Origin of the sequence: Actinoplanes awajinensis subsp. mycoplanecinus (assembly GCF_001509495.1) — a bacterium.
Classification (GTDB): Bacteria; Actinomycetota; Actinomycetes; order Mycobacteriales; family Micromonosporaceae; genus Actinoplanes; species Actinoplanes palleronii.
On sequence record NZ_LLZH01000156.1, the window covers coordinates 52,661 to 75,494 of the forward strand.

Here is a 22,834-nt window from a genome sequence, read left to right on the forward strand (position 1 = left end):
TTAGGCCGCGGTCAGCGGCCGGCCGGCCGCTCCCTCCCGAGCGGCTGGCCGGTTCCGTCCACTCGCCCGTATCCCTCCGGCAGTTCCGCGCACTCCGGCAACCTCGGCCGGTCCGGCCCCTCGCCGTCCGGCCTGCCGGTCTCGTCGAGCCAGCCTTCGGGATCGGGATGGTAGCCGTACGCCGCGGCCCGCACGGTCTCCTCGTGCTCCAGCCCCGAACCGATCGCGCCGCCGATGGTGGCCAATGAGCTGACGATCCAGGCCAGCGTGAGGTAGTCGGCGATCCCGATCGGCGGATGCAACGACTGCTGGAGCACCGACGGGGGGATCAGGAGCCATGCGGCGGCCGCCGTCCCGGCGAACAGCACCAGATAGGACACCGTGGTGGCCAGGCAGAGCGTGAGCACGGTGCCGATGTTGAAGAGCCGGGCCAGCTCCGGAGGTGTATCGCGGCCGGGTTTCTCCCAGAGATCGTGCGCGACGATGAGCCAGGCGACCAGCGACCCGATACCGAGCACCATGATCGCCGTCAGGCGCAGTGCACCCAGCGCCTCACCCATCTGCCAGATGGTGTTGGTGGTCAGCGCGAAGGCCGCGGTACCGAACGCGCCCACCAGCAGCTTCGACAACCCGAGCAGTGCCCGGCCGGGCCGGTTGGCCCGCACCATGCCGACCACCAGCCGCAACCCACCCCGGAAGCGGGAGGCGACCAGGCCGATCTCGCCATCGTCGCTGGTGTCGAGGATGCGATGGATGGCCGCTACCACGCCCACCAAGTCCCTCAGCGGTCCCGGGGCGCCACCCGTGCCGGACCGGTGGAGCAGTTCCTGCACCAGGTCGGGGACGACCGCCCGCACCGCCCGCCACTGACCGAGACCGAGCGCGGGCAGCGAGACCATGGCGACACGACGCGCGGCCGACGACCGCACCACGATCGGTACACGCTGCGTCTGAAACGGCAGGTCGGTCAGGCAGATCGCCACCTCCCAGCCCTCCTGCTCGCGACGGCGTGCCACATCGTCGAGCAGCGCCTCGACACCCCCGTCGCGGCGCGGCGCGACCGAACCCCACCCGGTCCGGACCTCCCACCGCACATCGTCGTCCACCCGCCGGGCGAGCAGGTCGGCAAGCTCGTCGGCAAGCCGCTGCGCGACTCGCGCGGGATAGTCGGGCGGGGTGGCGATCAGGCCCACCACGATCGACGTCCGGTCATCCTCGCGCTCGTCCGCGGTCTCGATATACGGGTTGCCGGTCATCAACCGCTCCTGCCAAGTGGTCCGGGCGGCGTCGTCCCACGCGGCGGATTCCGAGATGTGGTGGTCGGCGGCCCGGGAGGGCGGCCGCGTCCGCAGCACTCGCGCTACTGAGGAACAAGTTACACGGCAGGACGATCGCGATCCGGGCCACCGGCCGTCGCGGCGACTCGCGGCTCCTCGCCGACCGCCACGTCCCGGTCCGCGTGACGCAGGCCGGCGCCGGACGCTGCCGGCCGCTTGTGCAGGTGCCGGAGTGCGTTCAGCTCGCCGGTCCTGTCACGCACCCGCCATCGCAGGGTGCAGGACGACCTTCGTCCAGCCGTCGTCCCGGTTGTCGAAGTGCTCGTAGGCCTCCGGAGCGCGGTCGAGGGGCAGCTCGTGGCTGACGATGAACGACGGCTCGGCCTTGCCTGCGGCGATCAGGTCCCGCAACTGCCGGTTGTACTTCTTGACCGGGGCCTGGCCGCTGCCGATGTGCTGGCCCTTGAACCAGAACATGCCGTAGTCGAAGGCGAGTTTGCCCTGTTTGGCCAGTTCGTCGCTGGCTCCGGGATCCTGGGGTACGAAGACACCGACGTTGCCGATCTTCCCGGTGAAGCGTACCGAGGCGACCAACCGGTTCATCGTCAGGTTGGCCTGTTCCCGGCCGCTGGGCTCATGCGCCTGATAGCCGACGCACTCGCAGCCGTTGTCCGCGCCCAGTCCCATCGTGTGGTCCAGGACCGCCTGTACCGGATCGACCTTGGAGTCGTCGATGGCGATCGCGCCGATCGACTCGGCCAGGCGCAGCCGGTCGGGGTGCCGGTCGACGATCATCACCTTGCTCGCCCCTCGGATGGTCGCCGACAGGGCGGCCATCAACCCGACCGGGCCCGCGCCGTAGATGACGGTCTGGTCGCCGGGTTGCACGCCGGCCAACTCGGTGGCGTGGTAGCCGGTGGGGAAGATGTCGGCGAGCATGACGTAGTCGGTCTGACGCTGCTCGGCGTCCTCCCCCAGCCGCAGGCAGTTGAAGTCCCCCCAGGGCACGCGCAACAGCTCGGCCTGTCCGCCGCCGTAGGGGCCCATGTCGGCGAAGCCGTACGCGGCACCGGCCATGGTCGGCTCGGGCTGGGCGGTCAGGCAGTAGTTCGTGAGCTGACGCTCGCAGTTCTTGCAGTGTCCGCACGAGATGTTGAACGGCAGGACGACCCAGTCGCCCACCCGGATCTTGTCGATGCCGGCGCCGATCTCGACCACCTGGCCCAGGTTTTCGTGTCCGAACCAGCGGCCGGCCTCGAAGTCGGTTCGACCTTCGTACATGTGCAGATCCGAGCCGCAGATGTTCGCCGACGTGATCCGCACCAGAACGTCGGTCGGCCGCTCGATCCGCGCGTCCGGCACGTCCCTGACACTGACCTGCCGGGGTCCCTCGTACACCACTGCCCTCACGACTGCCTCCTCGTCGCAGCTACCTTCTCCGCCCAGGCTTGGACGGCATCTCATTACAGACCTCGACACACCTCCCCGGACCGGTATCGGCAACTGCGCCGACACCGAGCCGGGGGTGGCGATTTGACCGCCACGACGGCGTGCACCGGCTGTTGCGCTGGGCGGACCTGCGGGTCGGCGCGGATGGGTAGACTCAAAACGAGGCTCTAGCATCGCCTCGTGATCGAGGACTTTGCCGGGCGGTTGCTGCGTGATCTGGCCCGTCTCGACCCCTGCGCGAGCTGCACGCGGCGGCCACCGGACCGCTCCAGGTCATCCGCCAGTCCGTGGAGGCTGCGGTGCCGGGCCGCGACACCGAGGGCCGATGGTACGAACAGGGCTGGGCCCGGGTCGGCGCGCGCCTGGCCGCGATCCCGGCCGCGCTGGACGGGTACGCGCGCAGTCTCCGGCTCGCCGCCGACCGCGGCCACCTGCCGACGCGGCGTCAGGTGGAGACGGTGACACAGCGCTGCCGGCAGTGGGCCGATGAGGACGTCGCCCTAGTCGAGCGCTACGGCGACGGGCGGCAGCTGGCGTCGTTGCGGCGGCGGCGTCGAGCGCGCGGTGTGCGTACCAAAAATTTGCCGAGATGCTGACCGCGGACCTGGCACCGCGGACTCGTGGCGAGGAGGCTTTCGGACCACAACGGTACGCACTCTGGGTGCGGACCTTCCTGGGCGCCGAACCGGATCTGCGCGAGCTGCACGACTGGGGCTGGGCCGAGTTCACCGCGATCGAGGCGGAGCTGGTCGCGGAGGCCAAGTCGCTGGGCGGCAGCGTGCCCGCGGCGCTCGACCGGCTCGACCGCCCCGACGCGCCCGGCGTCCTGCACGGCCGGGACGCGACCGGCGGGCCTTCCACCGGCGGGCGCTGGAGGTCGGCTCACTGGGCCTGGACCCGCGGGCCGCCGCGCTCGCCGTTCCGGAACCTCGCCGCTAGACGAAGGCGCCCGCCGCCTCGGTCAAGCAGCTCAAGAACCGTTCCACCGCCGGTGACCGGGTCCGCCCCGCCACCGTCGCGGCATACACCTTGCGCACCGGCACGTCGTCCGGATGCAGCCGCAGCAGCGTGATGTCCGCCGGCGCGCCCCGCGCCGCCAGCACCGGGACCAGCGTCACCCCGAGCCCGGCCGCGACACACCCCAGCTTCCCGGTCCACTCACCCACCACGATGTCGATCCGCGGCCGGAACCCGGCGGCCGCGCTGTCCCCCAGCAGAGTCTCCTCGGCCCGCGGTGAGTTCGCGATGAACGACTCGTCGGCCAACTCGGTCAGCCGCACCGTCCGCCGCCGCGCCAGCCGATGCCCCAGCGGCACCGCGACCAACATCCGCTCATCAAGCAGATGGTGCAGCTCGAACCGATCAGAATCGGGCGGCCCGGCCGGCGCACTGCTGACCACCGCCACATCCGCGTCCCCGGCCACCAACCGCTCCAGCAGCCGCGGCGACATCCCCTCCACCAGCGACAACGCCACCCCCGGAAACTCGTCCCGGAACGTCGCCAGCGCCCGCGGCACCAGCGCCGCCACCGCCGTCGCGAACGCGCCCACCCGCAACCGCCCGGCATCGAGGGCCTCAAGGTCGCCGACCGCCTGACGGGCCGCGGCCACACGATCAAGAACAGCTTCCGCGTACGGCAGCAGCGCCCGCCCCTGCTCGGTCAACGCGATGCCCCGGGGCAGCCGGTCGAGCAACCGAGCCCCGACCTCCGCCTCCAGCGCGGCCACCTGCCGCGACACCGCCGACTGGGTGAACCGCAGCCGCCGGGCCGCCGCCGTGATCGAGCCGAGCCGCGCCACCGTACGGAAAACGTCGAGCAACTGGGTCTCCACCGAACCATGCTAGCCACGCATGCCAGCCATGCAAGACAATCGTTGGTCGCATGGCGCATGCTCCCCTAGCGTCGTTCCCATGACAGCGATCACCGTTCTGGGCACCGGCCGGATGGGCACCGCCCTCGCCATCCGCCTGTACGAATCCGGTCACCAGGTCACGATCTGGAACCGCGACCAGTCCCGCACCACCGCGGCGGCCGCGACCGGTGCCAAGGTCGCCACCACGCCCGCCGAGGCGGTCGCCGCCGCGGACCTGGTGATCACCATGCTCACCGACGCTCGCGCCGTCGAGGCGGTCCTGTTCGGAACGAACGCCGCAGTGGCGGCGCTGCGGCCCGGCACCGTCCTGGTGCAGATGTCGACGATCGGTCCGGTGGAGACGACGGGGGTCGCGGACCGGCTGCCGGACGGGGTGCACTTCGTGGACGCCCCGGTCGGCGGAAGCGTCGACGCCGCAGCGGCCGGCACCCTGGTCATCCTGGCCGGCGGCACCTCCGAGGCGCTGCAGCGGGCCGAACCGGTCCTGCACCACCTCGGCACCGTCCGGCGATGTGGTGCGGCCGGCGCCGCGAGCAGCGTGAAGCTGATGCTGAACACCGCGATGCTGACCGCTCTCGGCGCGCTGCACGACACCCTGCTGACCGCGGAAGGGCTCGGCATCAACCGGGCCGTCGCGGCCGAACTGCTGACCGCCGGACCGCTGGGCGGAGCACTGCGCCGCGCGACAAGCACCACTGCCGACTTCCCGGTCGCCCTCGCCGTCAAGGACCTGCACCTGACGCACGACGAGCCGGCCGGCCGCCCCGTCGTCGCCGCCACCCTGCGCCTGCTCGAAGCGCTCCCCGACCACACCGCCGACCTGGCCACCCTGATCAACCCCGCCTGATTGTCAGCCCGGAGGACTTCGTGAAACTCACCCTCGACAACCCCGCCTCGGTGGCCGCGCCCTACGCGGACCGGTTCGCGAACGTCGCCCGCCTGGACCTGCCCGGCGGCGCCCTGCTCACCCTGGCCGGCCAGGTGGCGGTCGACGACGCCGGCGCGGTCGTCGCACCCGGTGACACCGGCGCCCAGGCCACCCGGATCTTCGAGATCATCGGCGGGCTGCTCGCCGCGCACGGCGCCGGGTTCGGCGACGTCCTGCACGTCCGGACGTACATGATGGATCTGGCCGATCTCCCGGCCTACGCCGCGGTCCGGCGCCGGATCTTCCCGGCGGACCCGCCGGCCAGCACCACGGTCCAGGTCAGCGGACTGTTCCTGCCCGGCCTCACCCTGGAGGTCGAAGTCGTCGCCGCGGCACCCGACCGCGGAACCGTTTAGCGCCCGGCCGAGTCACAGGTGGCATGCGGCCGACTTTGCCCACCGTTATCGCCCTCGTGACACTGCTCGGCTGCGCCGCCTGCGACTCCGTTGTCCCCGGCGAACCCGACAACGACCCGCCGATCACCACCACCCCGCCGGCCGTCGAGTTCACCTCGGCCGTCGAGGTCCGCGACCGGGCTGTCCACGTCACCTACCGGCTCACCAACCGCTCCGGCACCGACCTGATCGCCCTGAACCGCGACTCACCCGCCGGCGTCTACATCACCGGCTCCGGCCCCGGCCAGGTCACCATCGCGGAACGGGTCTTCCCTCGCCCCGACACCACAACAATGACATGGTACGTATCTCCGCAGGTCAGCGGCACCGTCCTCGCACCCGGTGACACCACCGGCGACGACTTCACCGTCCCGCTCCCGTTGGAGCGCCGCCACCCGTACGGCAACGACTACGGCGACGGCGTGATCCCGCTGCCCGACCCGGTGACCGAAATCCGCTTCTGCCTGGGTGTCATCCGCCCGGCCGACCTGCCCGTCCCGGCAGCTACGGCCTCGGCCGCCCCGGGATCCGCGCACCCCTCGGTCGTCCTGCCGCACCTGGGCGTCAACGCCCAGGTCCAGCACCTGTCCTGCACCGACCCTGCGCCCCTCTGACCGGCAAAAGGCTCCGACCACCGTCCGAGCGGTCGATGAGGGGAACAGTCAAGGACAGGACAGGTGCACATCAGGTATGGACCACCACGTCGAACGCCGGATACCCGGTGCCCTCTACGGGCGTGCCGCCACCGAACTCACCGGAGCACTCCAGCCGACGCGGGATCGCGTCGCCTACCGGACGGCGTACACCCGCCGCGATGACTGGACCCTGCGGGCGCTCGGCCTGCTGCACGTGAGTGCCGCCATGGCCCTGGCGATCTATCTGTTGATGCCGGGGAACCTGCCGGTGCTGAGGTCGGGGAATGCCGCCCTGGCGGTCTGCTCCGTGATCGGGCTGCTCGTCATGGTCGCCATGCAGGTGATCGTGGCGCTGCGGACGCTCGTGCTGACGTTCTTCGCCGCCCGGGCCCGGGACCCGATCCCGATGGTGCCCCCGCCCGGTCTGCGCGTGGCGGTGCTGACCACGATCGTGCCCGGCAAGGAACCTATCGAACTGGTCATGGCCACCCTGCGGGCGATGCGGCGGATCCGGCACGACGGCGTCCTCGACGTCTGGCTGCTCGACGAGGGCGACGACCCCGAGGTACGACGCCGATGCGAACGGCTCGGAGTGCGCCACTTCAGCCGCAAGGGCCGGCCGGATTGGAACCAGCCCAGCGGCGGGTTCAAGGCCCGTACCAAACACGGCAATCACAACGCCTGGCGCTCCGCACACGAGAGCGAGTACGACGTGGTCGCGCAGATGGACCCTGATCACGTCCCCTATCCGAACTTTCTGGAACGGACGCTCGGCTACTTCGCCGACCCGGACACCGCCTTCGTGGTGGCGCCCCAGGTGTACGCCAATCTGACGGAGTCGTTCGTCGCGCGCGGCGCCGCCGAACTCGCGTACCTGTTCCACGGGGTGATCCAGCGCGGCGGGAACGGGCGCGGCGCCCCGCTGCTGATCGGTACCAACCACCTCTATCGGCCCGCTGCCTTCCAGCAGATCGACGGGTACCAGGACTCGATCATCGAGGACCACCTCACCTCGATGGTGATCTTCGCAGCGGCCAACCCGGCCACCGGCAACGCCTGGCGCGGCGTGTACACCCCGGACGTGATCGCGGTCGGTGAGGGGCCGGCGACCTACTCCGACTTCTTCAGCCAACAGAAACGCTGGGCCTACGGGATCTGGCAGATCGCTCGCAACCACTCGCCGACGGTGTTGCGGCGCATGCCGCAGATGAGCCAGCGACTGTCCTTCGCGGCCTTGCAGACGCACTACCCGACCACCGCGATCTCCTGGCTCAGCGGTGTCTTCCTCACCGCCCTGTACCTGGTCGGCGGGGTCACCATCACCCGGCTGCCCAGCGTGATCTGGGCGCTGCTGTTCCTGATCAACGTCGCGGCCGGACTGGCTTTCGTCCAGTTCACCCGCCGGTTCAACCTGGTCGCCCACGAGCGCCGCTCGTGGGGCCTGAGCGGCATGGCGCTCGAGCTGGTCACCGCGCCGGTCTACCTGGCCGCGGCGGCTGCCCAGCTGGCGGGACGCCCGCTCGCCTACGTGGTCACGCCGAAGGGCTCCGCCGCGACCGGCGACACCTGGCGTACCTTCCGGCCACACCTGGCCTGGGCCGCGGTGAGCGGCGTCTGCATCGCCGTCGGCGTGGCCAGGCACCACGGCTTCGTGTCGTTGTACCTCTGGGCCGTGCTGACCATCGTCACCTGCCTGGCGCCGATCGCACATCTGGCACTGGGCCGCTGGTCCCGTGCCCAGCCGGTGGTCGCGGGTCGCCGGGTCGGCCAGCTGCTGATGACCGCGGGGCTGCTCACCGAGCAGCAGCTCGGCGAACTGCTCGACCTGCAGGTGATGACCGACGGGCCGTGGCGACGCCTGGGTGACCTGGCTGTCGAGGCAGGTTACGTGACCACAGCCGAGCTGGTGTCGGCCACCGGCACCAGGCCGGACCGGTCCCCGGATCAGCTGGCTCGGGCGGCCTGACCAGTGGCCGGTCCGGTGGCGGGGAGACGCGGGTCTCCCGGTTGCCGGCCGTTCAGCCGAGCAGGGCCCGGGCCACCGCACGGCCGGAGAGCCACGCGGTCTGGACGCGCGGGCGGCCGAAGGCGTCACCACAGAGCCAGACGCGGCCGTCCACGGCATAAGCGGCGTCGGTCGTGGCCACCGGCTGGGCATAAGTCCAGCGGTGCACGTGCACCTCGGGCTCGGCGGTGATGCCGAGCAGCTCCCCGACGGCCTCGGCGAGAATCGGCCCGGCCGACTCGGGGGCGGTCAGATGCCGGGCCGCCAGCGCGGCGGTCGAGTGAGCGACGAGCACCGGGGCGCCGTCGCCGCGACGGTCCCCGTCGTCGCACACCGTGGCGAGCAGTGGACTCTCGTTGACGAAGGCGCCGCGCAGATCGCCCCACTCACGGGACGGGTAGGTGAGGACGGCAGCGATCACCGGCTGCCAGGTCTGTGCACCTGCCGCAATGGCGATCGCCGGTGGCGGAGCCAGCCGCAGGGCCTGGGGACCGGGCATGGCCAGCACCACGGCGTCCGCGTCCTCGGGGACGGTGGTGATCGGCGTCGACAGCCGTACGTCGAGCCCGGCGGCGAGGTCGGCGGCCAGTGACCGCAGCCCGCCGGGCGCCGCCCACCGCACCGGTCCGGAGGTCTCCTGCCCGCCGGGATAGACCCGCAGGGCGGTGGTCCACGGCCGGGCGAGCCCGCGCGACTCCCACGAGGTGACCTGCGCGGTGAAATCCGGGTCGTCGGCGACCAGGTAGGCGGCGCCGATGTCGGCGTACCGGCCGTCGTACCGCTTGCTGGCCAACCGGCCGCCGGGCACCCGGCCTCGCTCGACCACGCGAACCCGAGCGCCGCCCTCGCGCAACGCCTGCGCACACGACAGCCCGGCGATCCCGGCGCCCACCACGACAACGTCCATGGTCAAGACCCTACCGACCGGCCAGTCACGGGACCTCGGACGAGGCCGTCAGCGAGGGCCGGTGCCGGACAGCGACGCGGGGAATTCCTCGGTGCCGAGGACCCGCAGGAGGTTGAGTCGGTCGCGGGTGTCGGCGTCGGCCGGGGTCAGGACCACCAGCTGCTGGCCCAGGTCCGGGGTCACGAGCGTCTCGCAGTCCATCAGGAGCGGGCCGACCCTCGGGTGGATCAGCGTTTTGCGGTCCGCGCGGCGGACGCCGACCTCGTGTTCGTCCCAGAGCTCGCGGAAGTGGGGGCTGGCTGCCTGCAGCCGAGTGAGCAGGCCGGTGACGACCGGGTCGCCGGAGCGGCGGCCGACGACGGCGCGCAGGTCGGAGACGATCTGGCGGGCGTGGCGATCAATTTCGGACTGGGGGTGACCGGCTCGGGCGTCGGGTTCGGTGAACCAGCGGTAGATCAGGTAGCGGCGGTCGCCGGTGAAGCCGCTGTGGTCGCCGGCTACCAGGATCGAGGTGCGGTTCTGGGCCAGGACCTCGCCGAGGTCGGAGATGACCATGGCGGGGGTGTCGCGGAGCAGGTCGAGCATGCGGACCAGGCCGGCGCGGGCCAGGCGGGCGACGCCGTCGGCGGGTGGTGGCTGGTGGCCGGCCAGGCGGAACAGGTGGTCGCGCTGGTCGTCGGAGAGGCGCAGGGCGCGGGCCAGGGCGGTGAGCAGCTGGGTCGACGGCTGGCTGCTGCGGCCCTGTTCGAGGCGGACCACGTAGTCGACCGACATGCCGGCGAGCATCGCCACCTCTTCGCGGCGCAGGCCGGTGGTGCGCCGGCGGGGTCCTTCGGCGATGCCGACCTCGGCCGGGCGGATCGCCTCGCGGCGGCGGCGCAGGAAGTCGGCGAGCTGGTCACGCTGCATGCCACCATGGTCCCTCGCCAGACCCGGGCGAGACAGGGAGTGGCTCTCCCACGATAAGCGCTCCGCTCCCGCACCCCCGGATCCCGGCGCAGGCTCAACGGCATGCAGACACGAATGCTGGGAAACACCGGTCCGGCCGTCTCCGCCCTCGGCCTCGGCGCGATGGGCATGTCGAACGGCGCCTACGGCGACGCCGACCGGGCCGAGAGCATCGCCACCGTGCACGCCGCGCTGGACGCCGGCGTAACGCTGATCGACACCGGCGACCACTACGCGACCGGGCACAACGAGATGCTGCTCGCCGAGGCGCTGCGGGGCCGCAAGCGCGAGGACTACCTGCTGAGCGTGAAGTTCGGCGGCCTGACCCAGCCCGGTGGCGGATTCAACGGGCAGGACGGGCGGCCGGTCGCGGTGAAGAACCTGCTGGCCTACTCGCTGACCCGGCTGGGCGTCGACTACATCGACGTCTACCGCCCGGCCCGGCTCGACCCGGCGGTGCCGATCGAGGAGACCGTCGGCGCGATCAAGGAGATGATCGACGCCGGGTACGTGCGGCACGTCGGGCTCTCCGAGGTCGGCGCCGAGACGATCCGGCGGGCGCACGCGGTGCACCCGATCGCCGACCTGCAGATCGAGTATTCGCTGATCAGCCGGGCGGTGGAGGCCGAGGTGCTGCCGGTGCTGCGGGAGCTGGGGATCGGGATGACCGCCTACGGTGTGCTGAGCCGCGGCCTGATCTCCGGGCACTGGAACCCGGCCGAGGTGCGCGCCGGCGACCACCGCGGGATGATGCCGCGATTCCAGGGCGAGAACGCCGACCACAACCTGGCCCTGGTCACCGCGCTGCGCCGGATCGCCGAGGCCAAGGGCTGCACGGTCGCTCAGCTCGCCATCGCCTGGGTCGCCGCGCAGGGCCAGGACATCGTGCCGGTGGTCGGCGCCCGCACCCGGGTGCGGCTGGCCGAGGCGCTGCCGGCCCTCGACGTGACGTTCACGGCGGAGGAGCTGGCCGAGATCGAGCGGGCGGTGCCGAAGGGCGCGGCGCGCGGCGACCGCTACCCGTCGGCGTTCATGGCCGGCGTCGGCGTCGGCAACTGACCGGCCGGCCTCCGCGCGGGGCCACGGACCGGCCGGCGTCGGCGTCGGCAACTCGCCGCGGCGCCCGTTGCGGTGGCCGGCTGGCTCTGCGGGGTGTCTCGAGGCGGGGATGACACCCCTGAGGGCCAGCCGGGGTCCGGACGTGCCGACGATAGATTGATTTGCATGCCTCTACTAGACAGGCGGCATGCGAAGAATCTTGGCCGCCGCGGTGGTGGCAAGCACTCTGCTGCTCGGAACGTCGGCTCCCGCCTGGGCCGATCCACCGGAACCGGCGGCTAGCGCGCTGCCACCCGGCTGGTCCCTCGACGGCGCCGACGGACAAAAGCAGGCCCTGACCTGGACCAGCGACCGGCTGATCCCGCCGGGTGACGCGGCTGTCGAGTTCTGGTCCGGTGATCGGCTGCTCGGCCGGGCCGAGGGCGCCGCCGACCTGCGCACGTTCACCCTGCCGCAGGGCCGGTCCGGCCCGCTGAGCGACCTGCAGGTCCGGGTCGGCGGCAAGCGGGTGGACGCGGCCGCGCCGAAGCAGCCCCAGCGCCGCGCGGCGACCGCACCCTCCGCCGGTCCCGCGCAACCGGCGAACCCGGTCGACCCCGGGGTCAAGGGACCGTACGCGACGACGACCGGTGAATACACGCTGCCCGGCGTGCACCTGTCGGACTATCCGGTGCCGGTCGAGATGCAGGCCGTCGTGGTCGCGCCGACGAACGCGCCGGGCCGCCGGCCGCTGGCGCTGTTCCTGCACGGCCGGCACTGGACGTGTTTCACCGGCAACGACCTGGACTCGATCAGCCTGGCCTGGCCCTGCGCCACCGGGTCCCAGCCGGTGCCCAGCTACCGCGGTTACCTGCAGGCGCAGCAGCTGCTCGCCTCGCAGGGCTACGTCACGGTGTCGATCTCGGCCAACGGCATCAACGCGTACGACAACGGCGACGACGACTACGGCGCGCAGGCCCGCTCGTCCCTGGTCCGCATGCACCTCGCGCACTGGGCCGACTGGGCCGGCAGCGGGCGCCGGAACGCACCCGCCATCGTGCGGAAGGCGCCGCGCGCGGACCTGTCGAAGGTCTTCCTGATGGGACACTCCCGCGGCGGCGAGGGCGTCAGCCGGGCCGCGCTGGACAGTCTCACCCCGCCGCCGGCCGCGCAGGACGACTACCACGGCCGGGTCCGCTGGACGATCCGCGGACTGCTGCTGATCGGGCCGACCATTTTCGGGCAGAACCCGCACCCCGAGGTGCCGTCGGCGACGATCCTGCCCGGCTGTGACGGCGACGTCTCCGACCTGCAGGGGCAGCTGTTCATCGACGCGTCCCGGGGCATCGGCGCCGGGCGAGCGCTGCACAGCGCGCTCTACGTGATCGGCGCCAACCACAACTACTTCAACACCGAGTGGACGCCGGGGCAGGCGATCGGGCCGGCCACCGACGACTTCGGCAGCGAAGAACCCGATCCGCTCTGCACGCCCGGCTTCGCTCCGACGCGGCTCACCCCGCAGCAGGAGCAGACGGTCGGCGCCACGTACATCGCGACCGCGGCGCGGCTGTTCGTCGGCGGGGACGACCGGGCTCGCCCGCTGCTGGACGGTTCCGGTGTCCGGGCGCGGTCGGCCGGCCCGGCGCGGGTGCTGACCCACGCGATCGGCGCCCGCCGCACTCCGGTGATCATTCCCAGTCAAGATCTGACGGTACGCAACGCCAAGCTCTGTGACCAGGTCGCCGACCAGCCGGAGAAGGCGTGCCTGGTCAACAACTCGTGGGTCGGTGGGTCGCCGCACTTCGTGGCGTTCGCCGGGCCGGAACCCGAGCGGGTCGCTGTCGCGCTCACCGGCGGCGCCACCGCCACGCTGCGACCGGCCACGGCGATGCCGGTGACCGGATCCAAGGCGCTGGCCCTGCGGCTGATCGTGCCGCCGAACGCTCCCGCCACCTCGTTCGCCGTGACCGTCACCGACGGCCGGGGCCGGCGCACCTCGCTGGGCAGCACCACGGTCACCGGGGTGCCCGGTACCGAGCTGACCACGTCGTACTGGGCGCAGGAGGTCCGGCTTCCGCTGCCGCGCTCCCTGCGTACCATCGCGGGGTTGGAAATCACCCCGCAGGGTTCCGGCCCGGCGTGGCTGATCGACGCCTGGGGATGGCAGCCGGGCAGCCCGGCGCCCCGACCGGCCGCACTCGACCGCGTCGACGTCGGTGGCCTGACCGTCGACGAGGGCGACGCGGGCTCCACGACCTACTCGGTGCCGGTGGTGTCGCACGGCCGGTTGAAGGCCAAGGTGCGGCTGTTCCTGAGCGACCCGGTCACCGGCGACATCCGGTCCTGGGTGGCGGCCGTCAAGCCGGGCGCGTCCCGGGTCCCGGTGCCGATCCCGGTGGTGGGCAACACCACCTACGGCGGTGACCAGCGCTATCCGCTCGCCGCGAAGGCGATCAGCAATGCGGTGGTGGGCGACTACATCGGCGGTCTGCACGTCCGCGAGGACGACCCGGTGCCGACCGTGACGGTCGCGCCGGCCACCGCGGCCGAGGGTTCGCCGCTGACCTGGACGCTGCACCTGTCGGCGCCCGCCGACAGCTATCTCTACCTGCTCCTGGCGCCGCAGGCGCCGGCGACCGGGCCGGAGTTGTCGTCGACCGACGTCGACCCGGAGTGGTTCCAGAACAACTCCGGCGAGGATCCGGAGCCGTCCCGGCCGCTGTCCGGCACCGGCCTGCAGCCGTTCGTCGAGATCGAGCCGGGCACCACGTCGGTGGAGTTCGCGGTGCCGACCGTCGCGGACGGCGTGGCCGAGGGCGCCGAGCACGTCCGCTTCCAGGTGCTGCTGTACCCGCCGGACTTCAGCGACCCGATCCCGGCCGCGATCGCCGACGGCACGCTCACCGACTGACCGGAAACGGCCCCGCAACCGTCACCGGTTGCGGGGCCGTTTGCTCGCGCGATGTCGCGGCCCGGTCCGGGCCGCGACGCGCCTCCCGATCCTGGCTGGTGCTCAGGGGTGTCTCAACGGCGTTGAGACACCCCTGAGCACCAGCCGCTGCCCTAGGCCCCGGCCGGGACCGAGGTCGAGGCGGGCGGGGGGCTGGTCGGGTCGAGACTGCGCACGGCGTCCTCGGCCCGGTCCTCCCGCTCGGCCTCGTCGTCGTCGGCCGGTTCGGTGCCCGGCGATTCGCGGTCCGGGGTGGGCTCGCCGTTCGGGTGGCTCACCAAATAGCGGATCGCGGTGTTCAGCACCGCGAGCAGCGGCACCGCGACCAGGCCGCCGACGATGCCGGCCACCACGATGCCGATCGCGATCGCCAGGATCACCGCGAGCGGGTGCAACGCCACCGCCCGGCCCATGATCAGCGGCTGCAGGACGTGGCCCTCCAGCTGCTGCACGGCGATCACCACGGCGAGCACGGCGAGCGCGGTCGCCGGGCCGTTCGCGACCAGCGCGATCAGCACCGCCGCCACGCCGCTGATGGCCGCACCGACCACCGGGATGAACGCGCCCAGGAAGACCAGGGCGGCCAGCGGGATCGCCATCGGCACCCGCAGCACGAGCAGGCCGATGCCGATACCGACCGCGTCCACGAAGGCCACCAGCACGGTGGCCCGCACGTACGACACCAGCGTGTGCCACGCGTAGTGCCCGGAGCGAGCGGTCGGCACCCGGGCCTCACGCGGCAGCAGCCGGCAGATGAACGCCCAGATCTGGCCGCCGTCACGCAGGAAGAAGAACAGCGTGAACAGCACCAGGAAGAACCCGGTGACCACCTCGCCGACGGTCGCCGCGGTGTTCAGCGCGCCCGTCGTGATGGAGCCCTGGCTCGACGTGATCGTCTCGCGGATCTTGTCGACGTACGTGTTCAGCTGCGCGTCGGTGACGTGCATCGGGCTGTTCGCCAGCCAGCGCTGCACCTCGCCGAGGCCGTCACCGACCTTCGCGGAGAGCGTGTCGAGCTGACCGATGAAGGTCCGCACGATCAGCCCGAGCCCGCCGAAGACCAGCACCAGCGCGGCGATCAGCACGACACCGGCGGCCAGGGATTTCTTGGCTCCTCGCCGGACCAGCGCGGCGGCGGCCGGCTGGAACATCGCGGCCAGCAGCAGCGCGACCGCGATCGGGATCAGCACCACCTGCAGCAGCGCGATGATCCGCAGCAGCAGGTAGCCCGCCACGATGAACAGGATGAACCGCCACGCCCAGGCGCCGGCCGTCCGGACCCCGCGGGGCAGCACGTCGGCGCTGTTCGGTGTCTGGTTGACCAGCACCACCGGCGCCACCGGCTCCTGCAGATCGGGGCCGACCGTGAACGGCGGTGGCACGTTGCGGTTCGCTGCCGCGGCGATCGAGGCCCGGGTACGCTCCCGGACCGTCTGTGTCCAGCTCATCGACTTCCCCTTCGGTTGCCGCTGAGATGCCCGGGGACGTGCGATTTCATGCTTGTCCGGCAGGTTTATGGTCGACGCATGGCTTCGGGTGGATCTTGGTGGCGCGCCGCACGGCTGATACTGATCGCGGCGTGGGTGGTGGCGGCCGGTGCGGCGTGGTGGAGTGCACCCCGGCAGACCGATGTCGAGCGGGCCACGGCGGACATCGCGGCCGGCCGGGTCGTCGCGTACGAGTGGGGTGCGCACTGGAACGACAACGGCCCGGACCGGTGGTTCTCGGTGCCGATGCTCTACGGCGGGGGCACCGCCCCGACCGTCTTCGCCTGGCGCACGCCGGACAACCGCACCCATTGGATCGACACCAACGGCGACGCCACCCAGATCGCCCAGCTGCGCGCGTCGGTGGCCGAGTCCCCGTCCGCCAACGTGCTGGCCCTGAGCACCCTGATCAACGGGATCGGCCTGCTGTTCACCGTGGTGTTCCTCGGCATGATCCTGGCCGGGCGCCCGCCGGTGATCGGCACCAAGTGGTACTGGTTCTGGCTGTTCGCCCTGGTCCCGTTCGGGCTGGGGTTGCTCTACTGGACGTTCCGTGAGGTGCCGTGGACCAAGCCGACCGTGTTCCCGCCGTTGAAGGACGACGGCTCGGAGCACCGGCTGCGCGGCCTGCGCGGTCTGGTCACGGCGTTCCTGATCTCGGTCGCCGTCTCGTTCGCGCTGTACGGGCTCCGGGCACTCCTGGGGGAGGGCATCATCCCCGACCTGCTCTCCCCCTGAAGCGACCCGCTCAGAGCGCGGCGATGAGCCCGGCCAGCTCGGCCGGGCTGGTCAGCATCGGCCAGTGCCCGGAGTCGATGTCGACGGTGTCGAGGTTCTTGACCGGGGTCAGCTCGGGCAGGTCACCGGCGGCGAGCCACTCCCGGGCCTGCTCCGGGGTGAACTCCGGGCAGATCAGCACGACCGGCACGTCGTAGCGTCGCTCGTCGGTGTAGGTGACGACGCCGGTGGCGACGTGCTCCGGGACGGCGACGGCCGCGGCGGTGAACGCCGCCCGGGCCGCCGCGTCCAGGTCGGCGGCGTCCGCCTCGAACTCGGCCCAGCCCGGGAACGGCATCTCGCCGTCCTTGATCGCGAAGAAGTCACCGTACGTCTGGCCACCGGCCCGGGGCCACCCGCCGATCATCGCCACCTTCGCCACCCGGTCCGGGCGGGCGTCGGCGGCGAGCCAGGCGAGGGTGCTGGCGGCCGAGTGGCCGACCACCACGGAGCGGCCGGGTGCCGCGTCCACGGCGGCGAGCACCGCCGCCGCCTGGTCGGCCAGGGTCGCGCCGGCGTGCACCGGCAGGCGCACCGCCACGACGTCGCGGCCCTGTTTCGTCAGGTCGGCGACGACCTCGTCCCACGCGGCCGCGTCGAGCCACAGGCCACCGACGAGGACAAGCTGTTCTGCAGTCATGCCGAGCAATCTAGAGCCCATTCCGGACGATCGGCTTCCGGTACCGTTCGCGACGTGTCGAACGGATCGAGTCCCACCGCGCGGGCGCTGCGCACCATGGAGATCCTGCGGGAGCGCCCGGGCACGACCGCCGAGCAGCTCGCCACCGCGCTGGGCGTGAGCGAGCGCGCGGCCCGGCGCTACGTCGCGATCCTGCGCGAGGCCGGCGTCCCGGTCGAGTCGGTGCGCGGGCCGTACGGCGGGTTCCGGCTGGGTCGCGGCGCCCGGCTGCCCCCGGTGGTGTTCACCGAGGAGCAGGCGCTCGGCCTGGTCATGACGGTGCTCGACGGGCTGCCGGGCGCGGCGGGCGCCGATGATCCGGTCGGGGCGGCGCTGGGCAAGGTGATCCGGGCGCTGCCGGACGGGATCGGGCGGCAGGCGGCGGCGCTCCGGGCGTACGCGGCAATTGCTCCTGACCCCGAAGCGGCCCGGACCGATCCGGCGACCGCGAGTGCCCTGGTCTCGGCGATCGCCGACAGGCGGAGCGTGGTGGTGACCTACCGGCGCGACCGTGCCGACGACTTCGAGGCCGAGGTCGATCCGTGGGCGGTCGTCGTCCGGTACGGCCGCTGGTACCTGCTGTGCCACTCCCACCGCGCCGCCGCGATCCGGACCTACCGGGTGGACCGGATCCGTGCCGTGCGGCGCACCGCGCACCGGTTCACCCCGCCGGAGGGCCTCGACCCGGTCGCGGTGCTCGAGGAGAACCTCGGCAAGGGCTGGGCCCACCCGACCCGCGTGGTGTTCCACGCCCCGATGGAGCAGGTGGCGCCGTGGGTGCGCCCGCCGATGGGTGTCCTCGAAGCGGCCGGTGACCGTTGCGTGCTGACCGGCAGCACCCAGAACCCGGCGATGTACGCCCAGGAGTGGCTGGCCACCATCCCGTTCGCGTTCACCGTCGAGGAGGGCCCGGAGCTGCGCGACGCCGTCGCGGTGGTGGCTGCCCGGTTCGGCGGAGCGCTCGGCTAAATTAGGGTATGCGACGTTCGTACCTTTTCTCCGCAGGGCTTCTGCTGATGGTTCCCGCGCCGGTAGCGGCGGGGCCGGACTTCGAGTGGGTGAACTTCGCGCCCGCCACCGCCATGCACCTCAACGGCAGCGCCGCGATCGCCAAGGCCGGACCGTCGCGCTGGCCGATCCTGCGGCTCACCGACGGCGGGCGGCGGCAGAACGGCTCGGCCTGGCTCGGCGAGCGGATCGACCTGACCGGCTCGTTCGACACCACCTTCGAGGTGCTGCTGCACCACGGTACCGCCGAGGCCGCCGACATCGCGTTCGTCCTGCGTGCCGATGGGCCGCAGCACAACCGGACCTTGGCGGTCGAGTTCGACGACCACGTCGCCCTGGTCCTCACCCGCGATCACCGGCAGCCGGTGGCCACCGCCGCGGCGCCGGTGCCGCTGTTCGGCGCGCCGTTCCGCGCCCGCGTCGTCTACCGGGGTGACACCCATGCCCTGCGGGTCTATGTGGGCGGCCCCGGCGGCGAGGCCGAACCACACCTGGTGATCAACCGGACCGTCGACCTGACCGACCGGCTCGGCGCGGCCACCGCCTGGATCGGATTCACCGGCGCCAGCGGCACCGCCACCGCGAAGCAGGACATCCTCAACTGGTCGCTGCACACGTAGCACTCAGGTCCGCGCCGTCACCGCCGATTTCGCGTCGTGGGGGGAGAAGCCGGGACGGAAGGAGGCGACGTGACACGGACGCCTTCACACCGGGCATGGTACGCACCGATCGCCCTGCTGATGGCCGTCGCCGAGGTCCTGCTGATCCTGTTCGGCCTGCACGTCCCGTTCTCGAACCTGCTGGTCTGGGCGCCCGCCGTGATCGGCCCGGGGCTGGCCGTCGCCGCGTTCCGCAGCGCCGCCGCGAGGACCGACGGCGACCTCCGGACGTTCTGGCGCCGCGAGTCGATCGCCATGGGTGGCGTGCTCGTCGCGTCGATGAGCCAGACCGTCGACATCCTCACCCGCCCCTACACCGACATGCCCCCGATCAGCGGTCACACGCTGCTGTTCTACGTGATCGGCACGCTCCTGGCGATCGCCGGGCTGCTGCGCCTGCCGGGCGGCGGCAGCTCGTGGCGGCAGGTCACCACCGCCGTGCTCGACGTGACGGTGGTCGTGGTGACCGGCGGGATCGCCGCCTCGGAGTACTCCGGCTGGTTCATCGAGCGGTTCGGCGTCAGCGCCGCCGCGTGGTGGCTGAACATCGCGATGATGGCGATCGCCGCGGCCGGCGTGGTCGTCGTCGTGAAGATCATGTCGGCGCAGCGCAGCCCGGTGCCGCGCGGCGCGCTGTGGTGGCTGGCGCCGATCGGGCTGGCCGGGCCGCTCTCCACGGTCTTCATGACCCTGCTGAAACCGTGGCCGCACCTCAACGGCAGTGCCGCGGTGCTGCCGTTCGTCGGGCTGTTCGGCACGCTCGCCGCGGCCGCCCAGTGCCGTCACGTCGCCCGCGGTCAGTCCCGGGCCCGGCAGCGGCTGGACCTGCCGGCGTACCGGCGGGGCACCGCGATCCCGCTGGTCGCGACCGGGCTGACCAGCGTTCTGGTGGCGACGCTCTTCATCCGTACCGGGCATCTGAGCACCACCCAGGTCGCCGGGACCACGCTGTTGCTGCTGCTCGTGGTGTCCCGGCAGGCGATCGCGCTGGCCGAGAACGGCACGCTGCTGGACACCGTCGCCCACCAGGCCATGCACGACGACCTGACCGGGTTGTTCAGCCGCCGCTACTTCACCGCCGCGGTCGCCGAGGTGACCGAACCGCACGCCGTGGTCCTGCTCGACCTCAAGGAGTTCAGATCGATAAACGACCAATTGGGTACGACAGCAGGCGACGCGCTGCTGACCGCCTTCGCCACCCGGTTGCTCGCCGTCGCCGGCCCACACGTGGTGGCACGACTCGGCGGTGACGAGTTCGGGGTGCTGCTGCCCGGAGCCGACGACTTCGTGTCCCGGCTGGCCACCGCGAACGCGGAACCGCTCACCGCGGCCGGCCACGACGTGCTCGTCGAGGTGTCGATCGGCATCGCCGAGGGCAGCACCGACCTCTACCGGCAGGCCGAGCTCGCCCTGCGCGAGGCGGCCACCGGGCTGGACGGCGGCCTGGTCCGCTACGACGCGTCCCTGGAACAGCGGCTCACCCAGCGCGCCACGATCGCCGCGGACCTGCGCCGGGCGCTCACCGCCGGCGAGTTCTACCTGCTCTACCAGCCGATCGTGGAGTTGCCGGGCGGCCGGATGCTCAGCGTCGAGTCGCTGGTGCGCTGGCGGCAGCCGGACGGCCGGGTGGTCTCCCCCGCCGACTTCATCCCGGTCACCGAGGACACCGGGCTGATCGTGGAACTCGGCGCGTGGATCCTCGACACCGCGTGCGCGCAGACCGCGGCGTGGCGCCGGGCGTACGGGCCGGACGCGCTGCGCTCGGTGGCGGTGAACGTCTCGGCCCGCCAGCTGCTCGACCCGGCGCTGCCCGAGGTGGTGGCCGCGGCGCTGGCCCGGCACGGCGTACCGGCCGCCCAGCTCACCATCGAGATCACCGAGACCGCGGTGTTCACCGGCGGCCGCGCCCTGTCCACCGTGCACGCGCTGTCCCGGCTGGGTGTCAGCATCGCCCTGGACGACTTCGGCACCGGCCACTCGTCGCTCGGCCTGTTGCGCACCTGCCCGGTGGACATCATCAAGGTCGACAAGTCGTTCGTCGACGGCCTCGGTGGCAGCCCGCAGCAGGAGGCCATCGCCATCGCCCTGACCGGCATCGCCGACACCATGGGCCTGCGCACGGTCGCCGAGGGCGTCGAGACCGCGGAGCAGGCCCGGCGGCTCTATGAACTGGGCTACCGCCAGGCCCAGGGCTTCCACTTCGCCCACCCGATGCCCCCGGCCGACATCAACGCGCTGCTGCAGCAGGCCCAGGACCGCGCGGCGGCGTGAGATCTGCGCATCGCGTGGTTTGCTAGCCTTCCGTCAGGCTATTTATCTGGCCTTTCGACGTAAGGCGGGTACCGGGTGCGCAGCGACGGAGTGGACAGCCGGCGGACCGACACCCGGGAGCGGGCGGTCGGGGTCGCGCTGAGCCTGTTCGCGCAGCGGGGGTACACCGCGACGTCGCTGCGGGAGATCGCCGAGCAGCTCGGGATCACCAAGGCCGCGCTGTATTTCCACTTCCGGACCAAAGAGGAGATCCTCACCGCGATCCTGCGCGGCTATCTGGACGGGATCAACGCCCTGGTGGTGGACGCCGCGCGGCCGCTGACCGCGGACGGGCAGGAGGCGCTGCTGCGCGGGTTCGCCGCGCACCAGGAGCGGTGGGGCCTCGACCTGGTCATGCTGGTCCGGCAGAACTACACCGAGATCCACGGCCTGCCGATCGGCGCGGAGATCAAGAGCGCCATGCGGTCGTTGATCGAGTCGCTGTCGCCGGAGGGCGCTGGTCCCGAGCAGCGGTTGCGGGTGCGGCTGGCGCTGTCGGCGTTCCAGATCGCCGCGGTCACCGCCTCGATCGAGGACGACGGCGACGAGGCCACGTTGCGAGCCTCCGCCTACCCCATAGCCCTGGAGATCCTCCGCGGCGGCAAGCCCGTGTGATCCGGCGAGCGCGCATCGTCGTCTCACGGCCGGTTCAGCTCGCCGGACCCGACCGGCGCGCGTCCATCGTGGTTTCCGGGCGCGGACCCCTGCCGCCCCGTCGGCGCCGAGCGCGGTCTGCCACGCCGCCCAGTCCGGCTGGTGCTGGTGGTCGTATCAACGCCGCTGATACGACCACCAGCACCAGCCGGGCACACCGCAATGCCGCTCAGCCCATTTTGATCTCGGTGGGGCCCTGCGGGGTCTTGGGGTGGTCCCGATGTGTTCGGGTGCAGGTGGGTAGGGGTGTCGTTGCGGGCCGGGATGTCCAGTCGCTCAGTGTTGGTGCACCAGTCAGCGTGAGTGATCAATGCCGGTGGGGCGGTGGCAGTCCACGCTCGGCGCCGACGGGGCGGCCGGAGTCCGCGCTCAGGGCTGAAGGGGCGGTGGAAGTCCGCGCTCGGCACCGGTGGGGCGGCCGGAGTCCGCGCTCGGCGTTGAAGGGGCGGCAGGGGTCCGCGGTGGGTCGGGTTCGGGGCGGTGGCGGTCCGCGGTCGGGTTGTGCGTGCGGCTACCGCCCCCAGGTGGGCGGCGAGCGCACGCGATCTGGCATTGCGGACTCTCACCGCCCCACCCCGCCCAGCAGTGGCAGGTGCATCCGAGCGGCATGTGCACCCTCGCCAGCGCCCGCATGCTCGGTGTTGGTGGCTGGCGCTCAGGGGTGCCTCGGGGGCGGGGAGGCACCCCTGAGCACCAGCCGGGAACCGGAACGCACGCTGGACCGACGAGCACGCTGCGACCGGGGTCGTTCACGTGGTGACGGCCGCACCCGGCACCGGCCGGCAAGCGTGAGCCCATACCGCCAGCGTCAGGTTTGATCACGGACGGAGCCCGGGTCGCCAAGACCGACGACG

At 72.1% G+C, this 22,834-nt stretch carries 20 protein-coding genes and 1 pseudogene; 13 read left to right on the forward strand and 8 right to left on the reverse strand.

The window, feature by feature from the left end:
• Positions 1 to 11: 11 nt before the first annotated feature.
• From ADL15_RS18465 to ADL15_RS18470, 3 genes are all read right to left on the reverse strand, one after another.
• Entirely contained in the window at positions 12 to 1,256 is a 1,245-nt protein-coding gene (locus ADL15_RS18465; protein ID WP_232344202.1) for a hypothetical protein, read from the reverse strand.
• 119 nt (positions 1,257 to 1,375) lie between these two features.
• Positions 1,376 to 1,540, reverse strand: a complete 165-nt coding sequence (locus tag ADL15_RS53030; protein ID WP_157441453.1) for a hypothetical protein — start codon at positions 1,538 to 1,540, stop codon at positions 1,376 to 1,378.
• Positions 1,533 to 2,687: a glutathione-independent formaldehyde dehydrogenase gene (locus ADL15_RS18470; RefSeq protein ID WP_067692289.1), complete on the reverse strand. Its 1,155-nt coding sequence runs from the start codon at positions 2,685 to 2,687 to the stop codon at positions 1,533 to 1,535. The genes ADL15_RS53030 and ADL15_RS18470 overlap by 8 nt, the downstream gene beginning before the upstream one ends.
• A gap of 338 nt (positions 2,688 to 3,025) precedes the next feature.
• Here ADL15_RS18470 and ADL15_RS56460 point away from each other — a divergent pair, with 338 nt between their 5' ends.
• A complete protein-coding gene (locus tag ADL15_RS56460; protein WP_269748358.1) occupies positions 3,026 to 3,322 on the forward strand; it encodes a DUF885 family protein in 297 nt (98 codons plus the stop codon).
• Positions 3,316 to 3,507 (forward strand): annotated as a pseudogene (locus tag ADL15_RS56465) (DUF885 family protein); the annotation flags it as partial. The gene ADL15_RS56460 and the pseudogene ADL15_RS56465, both read left to right, overlap by 7 nt.
• A 154-nt stretch (positions 3,508 to 3,661) precedes the next feature.
• On the opposite strand, the gene ADL15_RS18480 reads toward ADL15_RS56465, so the two are convergent.
• Positions 3,662 to 4,558, reverse strand: a complete 897-nt coding sequence (locus tag ADL15_RS18480; protein WP_067692292.1) for a LysR family transcriptional regulator — start codon at positions 4,556 to 4,558, stop codon at positions 3,662 to 3,664.
• Between the two features lie 79 nt (positions 4,559 to 4,637).
• On the opposite strand from ADL15_RS18480, the gene ADL15_RS55400 reads away from it, so the two are divergent.
• The 4 genes from ADL15_RS55400 (at position 4,638) to ADL15_RS18500 (ending at position 8,524) form a co-directional block, all read left to right on the forward strand.
• Positions 4,638 to 5,447, forward strand: coding sequence for an NAD(P)-dependent oxidoreductase (locus ADL15_RS55400; protein WP_067692295.1), 810 nt, complete (start codon positions 4,638 to 4,640; stop codon positions 5,445 to 5,447).
• A gap of 20 nt (positions 5,448 to 5,467) precedes the next feature.
• Entirely contained in the window at positions 5,468 to 5,884 is a 417-nt protein-coding gene (locus ADL15_RS55405) for a RidA family protein (RefSeq protein WP_067692298.1), read from the forward strand.
• Positions 5,885 to 5,940: 56 nt separating this feature from the next.
• Positions 5,941 to 6,537, forward strand: a complete 597-nt coding sequence (locus ADL15_RS18495) for a hypothetical protein (protein ID WP_067692301.1) — start codon at positions 5,941 to 5,943, stop codon at positions 6,535 to 6,537.
• A 76-nt stretch (positions 6,538 to 6,613) separates the two neighbouring features.
• On the forward strand, positions 6,614 to 8,524 hold the full coding sequence (locus tag ADL15_RS18500; RefSeq protein WP_067692304.1) for a glycosyltransferase family 2 protein: 1,911 nt from the start codon (positions 6,614 to 6,616) through the stop codon (positions 8,522 to 8,524).
• 52 nt (positions 8,525 to 8,576) lie between these two features.
• Here the strand turns inward: ADL15_RS18500 and ADL15_RS18505 are convergent, their stop codons facing one another.
• Positions 8,577 to 9,470 carry an NAD(P)/FAD-dependent oxidoreductase gene (locus tag ADL15_RS18505; RefSeq protein WP_083971417.1) on the reverse strand — a complete coding sequence of 298 codons (894 nt, stop codon included), beginning with the start codon at positions 9,468 to 9,470 and terminating at the stop codon, positions 8,577 to 8,579.
• A 48-nt stretch (positions 9,471 to 9,518) separates the two neighbouring features.
• Positions 9,519 to 10,379: a helix-turn-helix transcriptional regulator gene (locus ADL15_RS18510; protein WP_067692311.1), complete on the reverse strand. Its 861-nt coding sequence runs from the start codon at positions 10,377 to 10,379 to the stop codon at positions 9,519 to 9,521.
• A 102-nt stretch (positions 10,380 to 10,481) separates the two neighbouring features.
• Between ADL15_RS18510 and ADL15_RS18515 the strand changes: the two genes are divergently transcribed.
• Both ADL15_RS18515 and ADL15_RS18520 read left to right on the forward strand, forming a co-directional pair.
• Positions 10,482 to 11,477 (forward strand): aldo/keto reductase, encoded by a 996-nt coding sequence (locus ADL15_RS18515; protein WP_067692313.1) that lies wholly within the window; start codon positions 10,482 to 10,484, stop codon positions 11,475 to 11,477.
• A gap of 187 nt (positions 11,478 to 11,664) precedes the next feature.
• Positions 11,665 to 14,367, forward strand: a complete 2,703-nt coding sequence (locus ADL15_RS18520; RefSeq protein WP_067692315.1) for an alpha/beta hydrolase family protein — start codon at positions 11,665 to 11,667, stop codon at positions 14,365 to 14,367.
• 152 nt (positions 14,368 to 14,519) lie between these two features.
• On the opposite strand, the gene ADL15_RS18525 is transcribed toward ADL15_RS18520, so the two are convergent.
• Positions 14,520 to 15,854 (reverse strand): AI-2E family transporter, encoded by a 1,335-nt coding sequence (locus ADL15_RS18525; RefSeq protein WP_067692320.1) that lies wholly within the window; start codon positions 15,852 to 15,854, stop codon positions 14,520 to 14,522.
• A gap of 78 nt (positions 15,855 to 15,932) precedes the next feature.
• Between ADL15_RS18525 and ADL15_RS18530 the strand changes: the two genes are divergently transcribed.
• Positions 15,933 to 16,631 carry a hypothetical protein gene (locus ADL15_RS18530; RefSeq protein WP_067692323.1) on the forward strand — a complete coding sequence of 233 codons (699 nt, stop codon included), beginning with the start codon at positions 15,933 to 15,935 and terminating at the stop codon, positions 16,629 to 16,631.
• A 10-nt stretch (positions 16,632 to 16,641) separates the two neighbouring features.
• Here the strand turns inward: ADL15_RS18530 and ADL15_RS18535 are convergent, their stop codons facing one another.
• Complete coding sequence (locus tag ADL15_RS18535) at positions 16,642 to 17,310, reverse strand: alpha/beta fold hydrolase (RefSeq protein WP_067692326.1); 669 nt, start codon at positions 17,308 to 17,310, stop codon at positions 16,642 to 16,644.
• A gap of 54 nt (positions 17,311 to 17,364) precedes the next feature.
• Between ADL15_RS18535 and ADL15_RS18540 the strand changes: the two genes are divergently transcribed.
• From ADL15_RS18540 to ADL15_RS18555, 4 genes are all read left to right on the forward strand, one after another.
• Positions 17,365 to 18,318, forward strand: a complete 954-nt coding sequence (locus ADL15_RS18540; protein WP_067692328.1) for a helix-turn-helix transcriptional regulator — start codon at positions 17,365 to 17,367, stop codon at positions 18,316 to 18,318.
• Between the two features lie 47 nt (positions 18,319 to 18,365).
• Positions 18,366 to 18,977, forward strand: a complete 612-nt coding sequence (locus tag ADL15_RS18545) for an L-type lectin-domain containing protein (RefSeq protein ID WP_067692331.1) — start codon at positions 18,366 to 18,368, stop codon at positions 18,975 to 18,977.
• Between the two features lie 69 nt (positions 18,978 to 19,046).
• Complete coding sequence (locus ADL15_RS18550; protein WP_232344203.1) at positions 19,047 to 21,287, forward strand: putative bifunctional diguanylate cyclase/phosphodiesterase; 2,241 nt, start codon at positions 19,047 to 19,049, stop codon at positions 21,285 to 21,287.
• A 75-nt stretch (positions 21,288 to 21,362) separates the two neighbouring features.
• A complete protein-coding gene (locus ADL15_RS18555; RefSeq protein WP_083971420.1) occupies positions 21,363 to 21,941 on the forward strand; it encodes a TetR/AcrR family transcriptional regulator in 579 nt (192 codons plus the stop codon).
• Positions 21,942 to 22,834 lie beyond the last annotated feature (893 nt).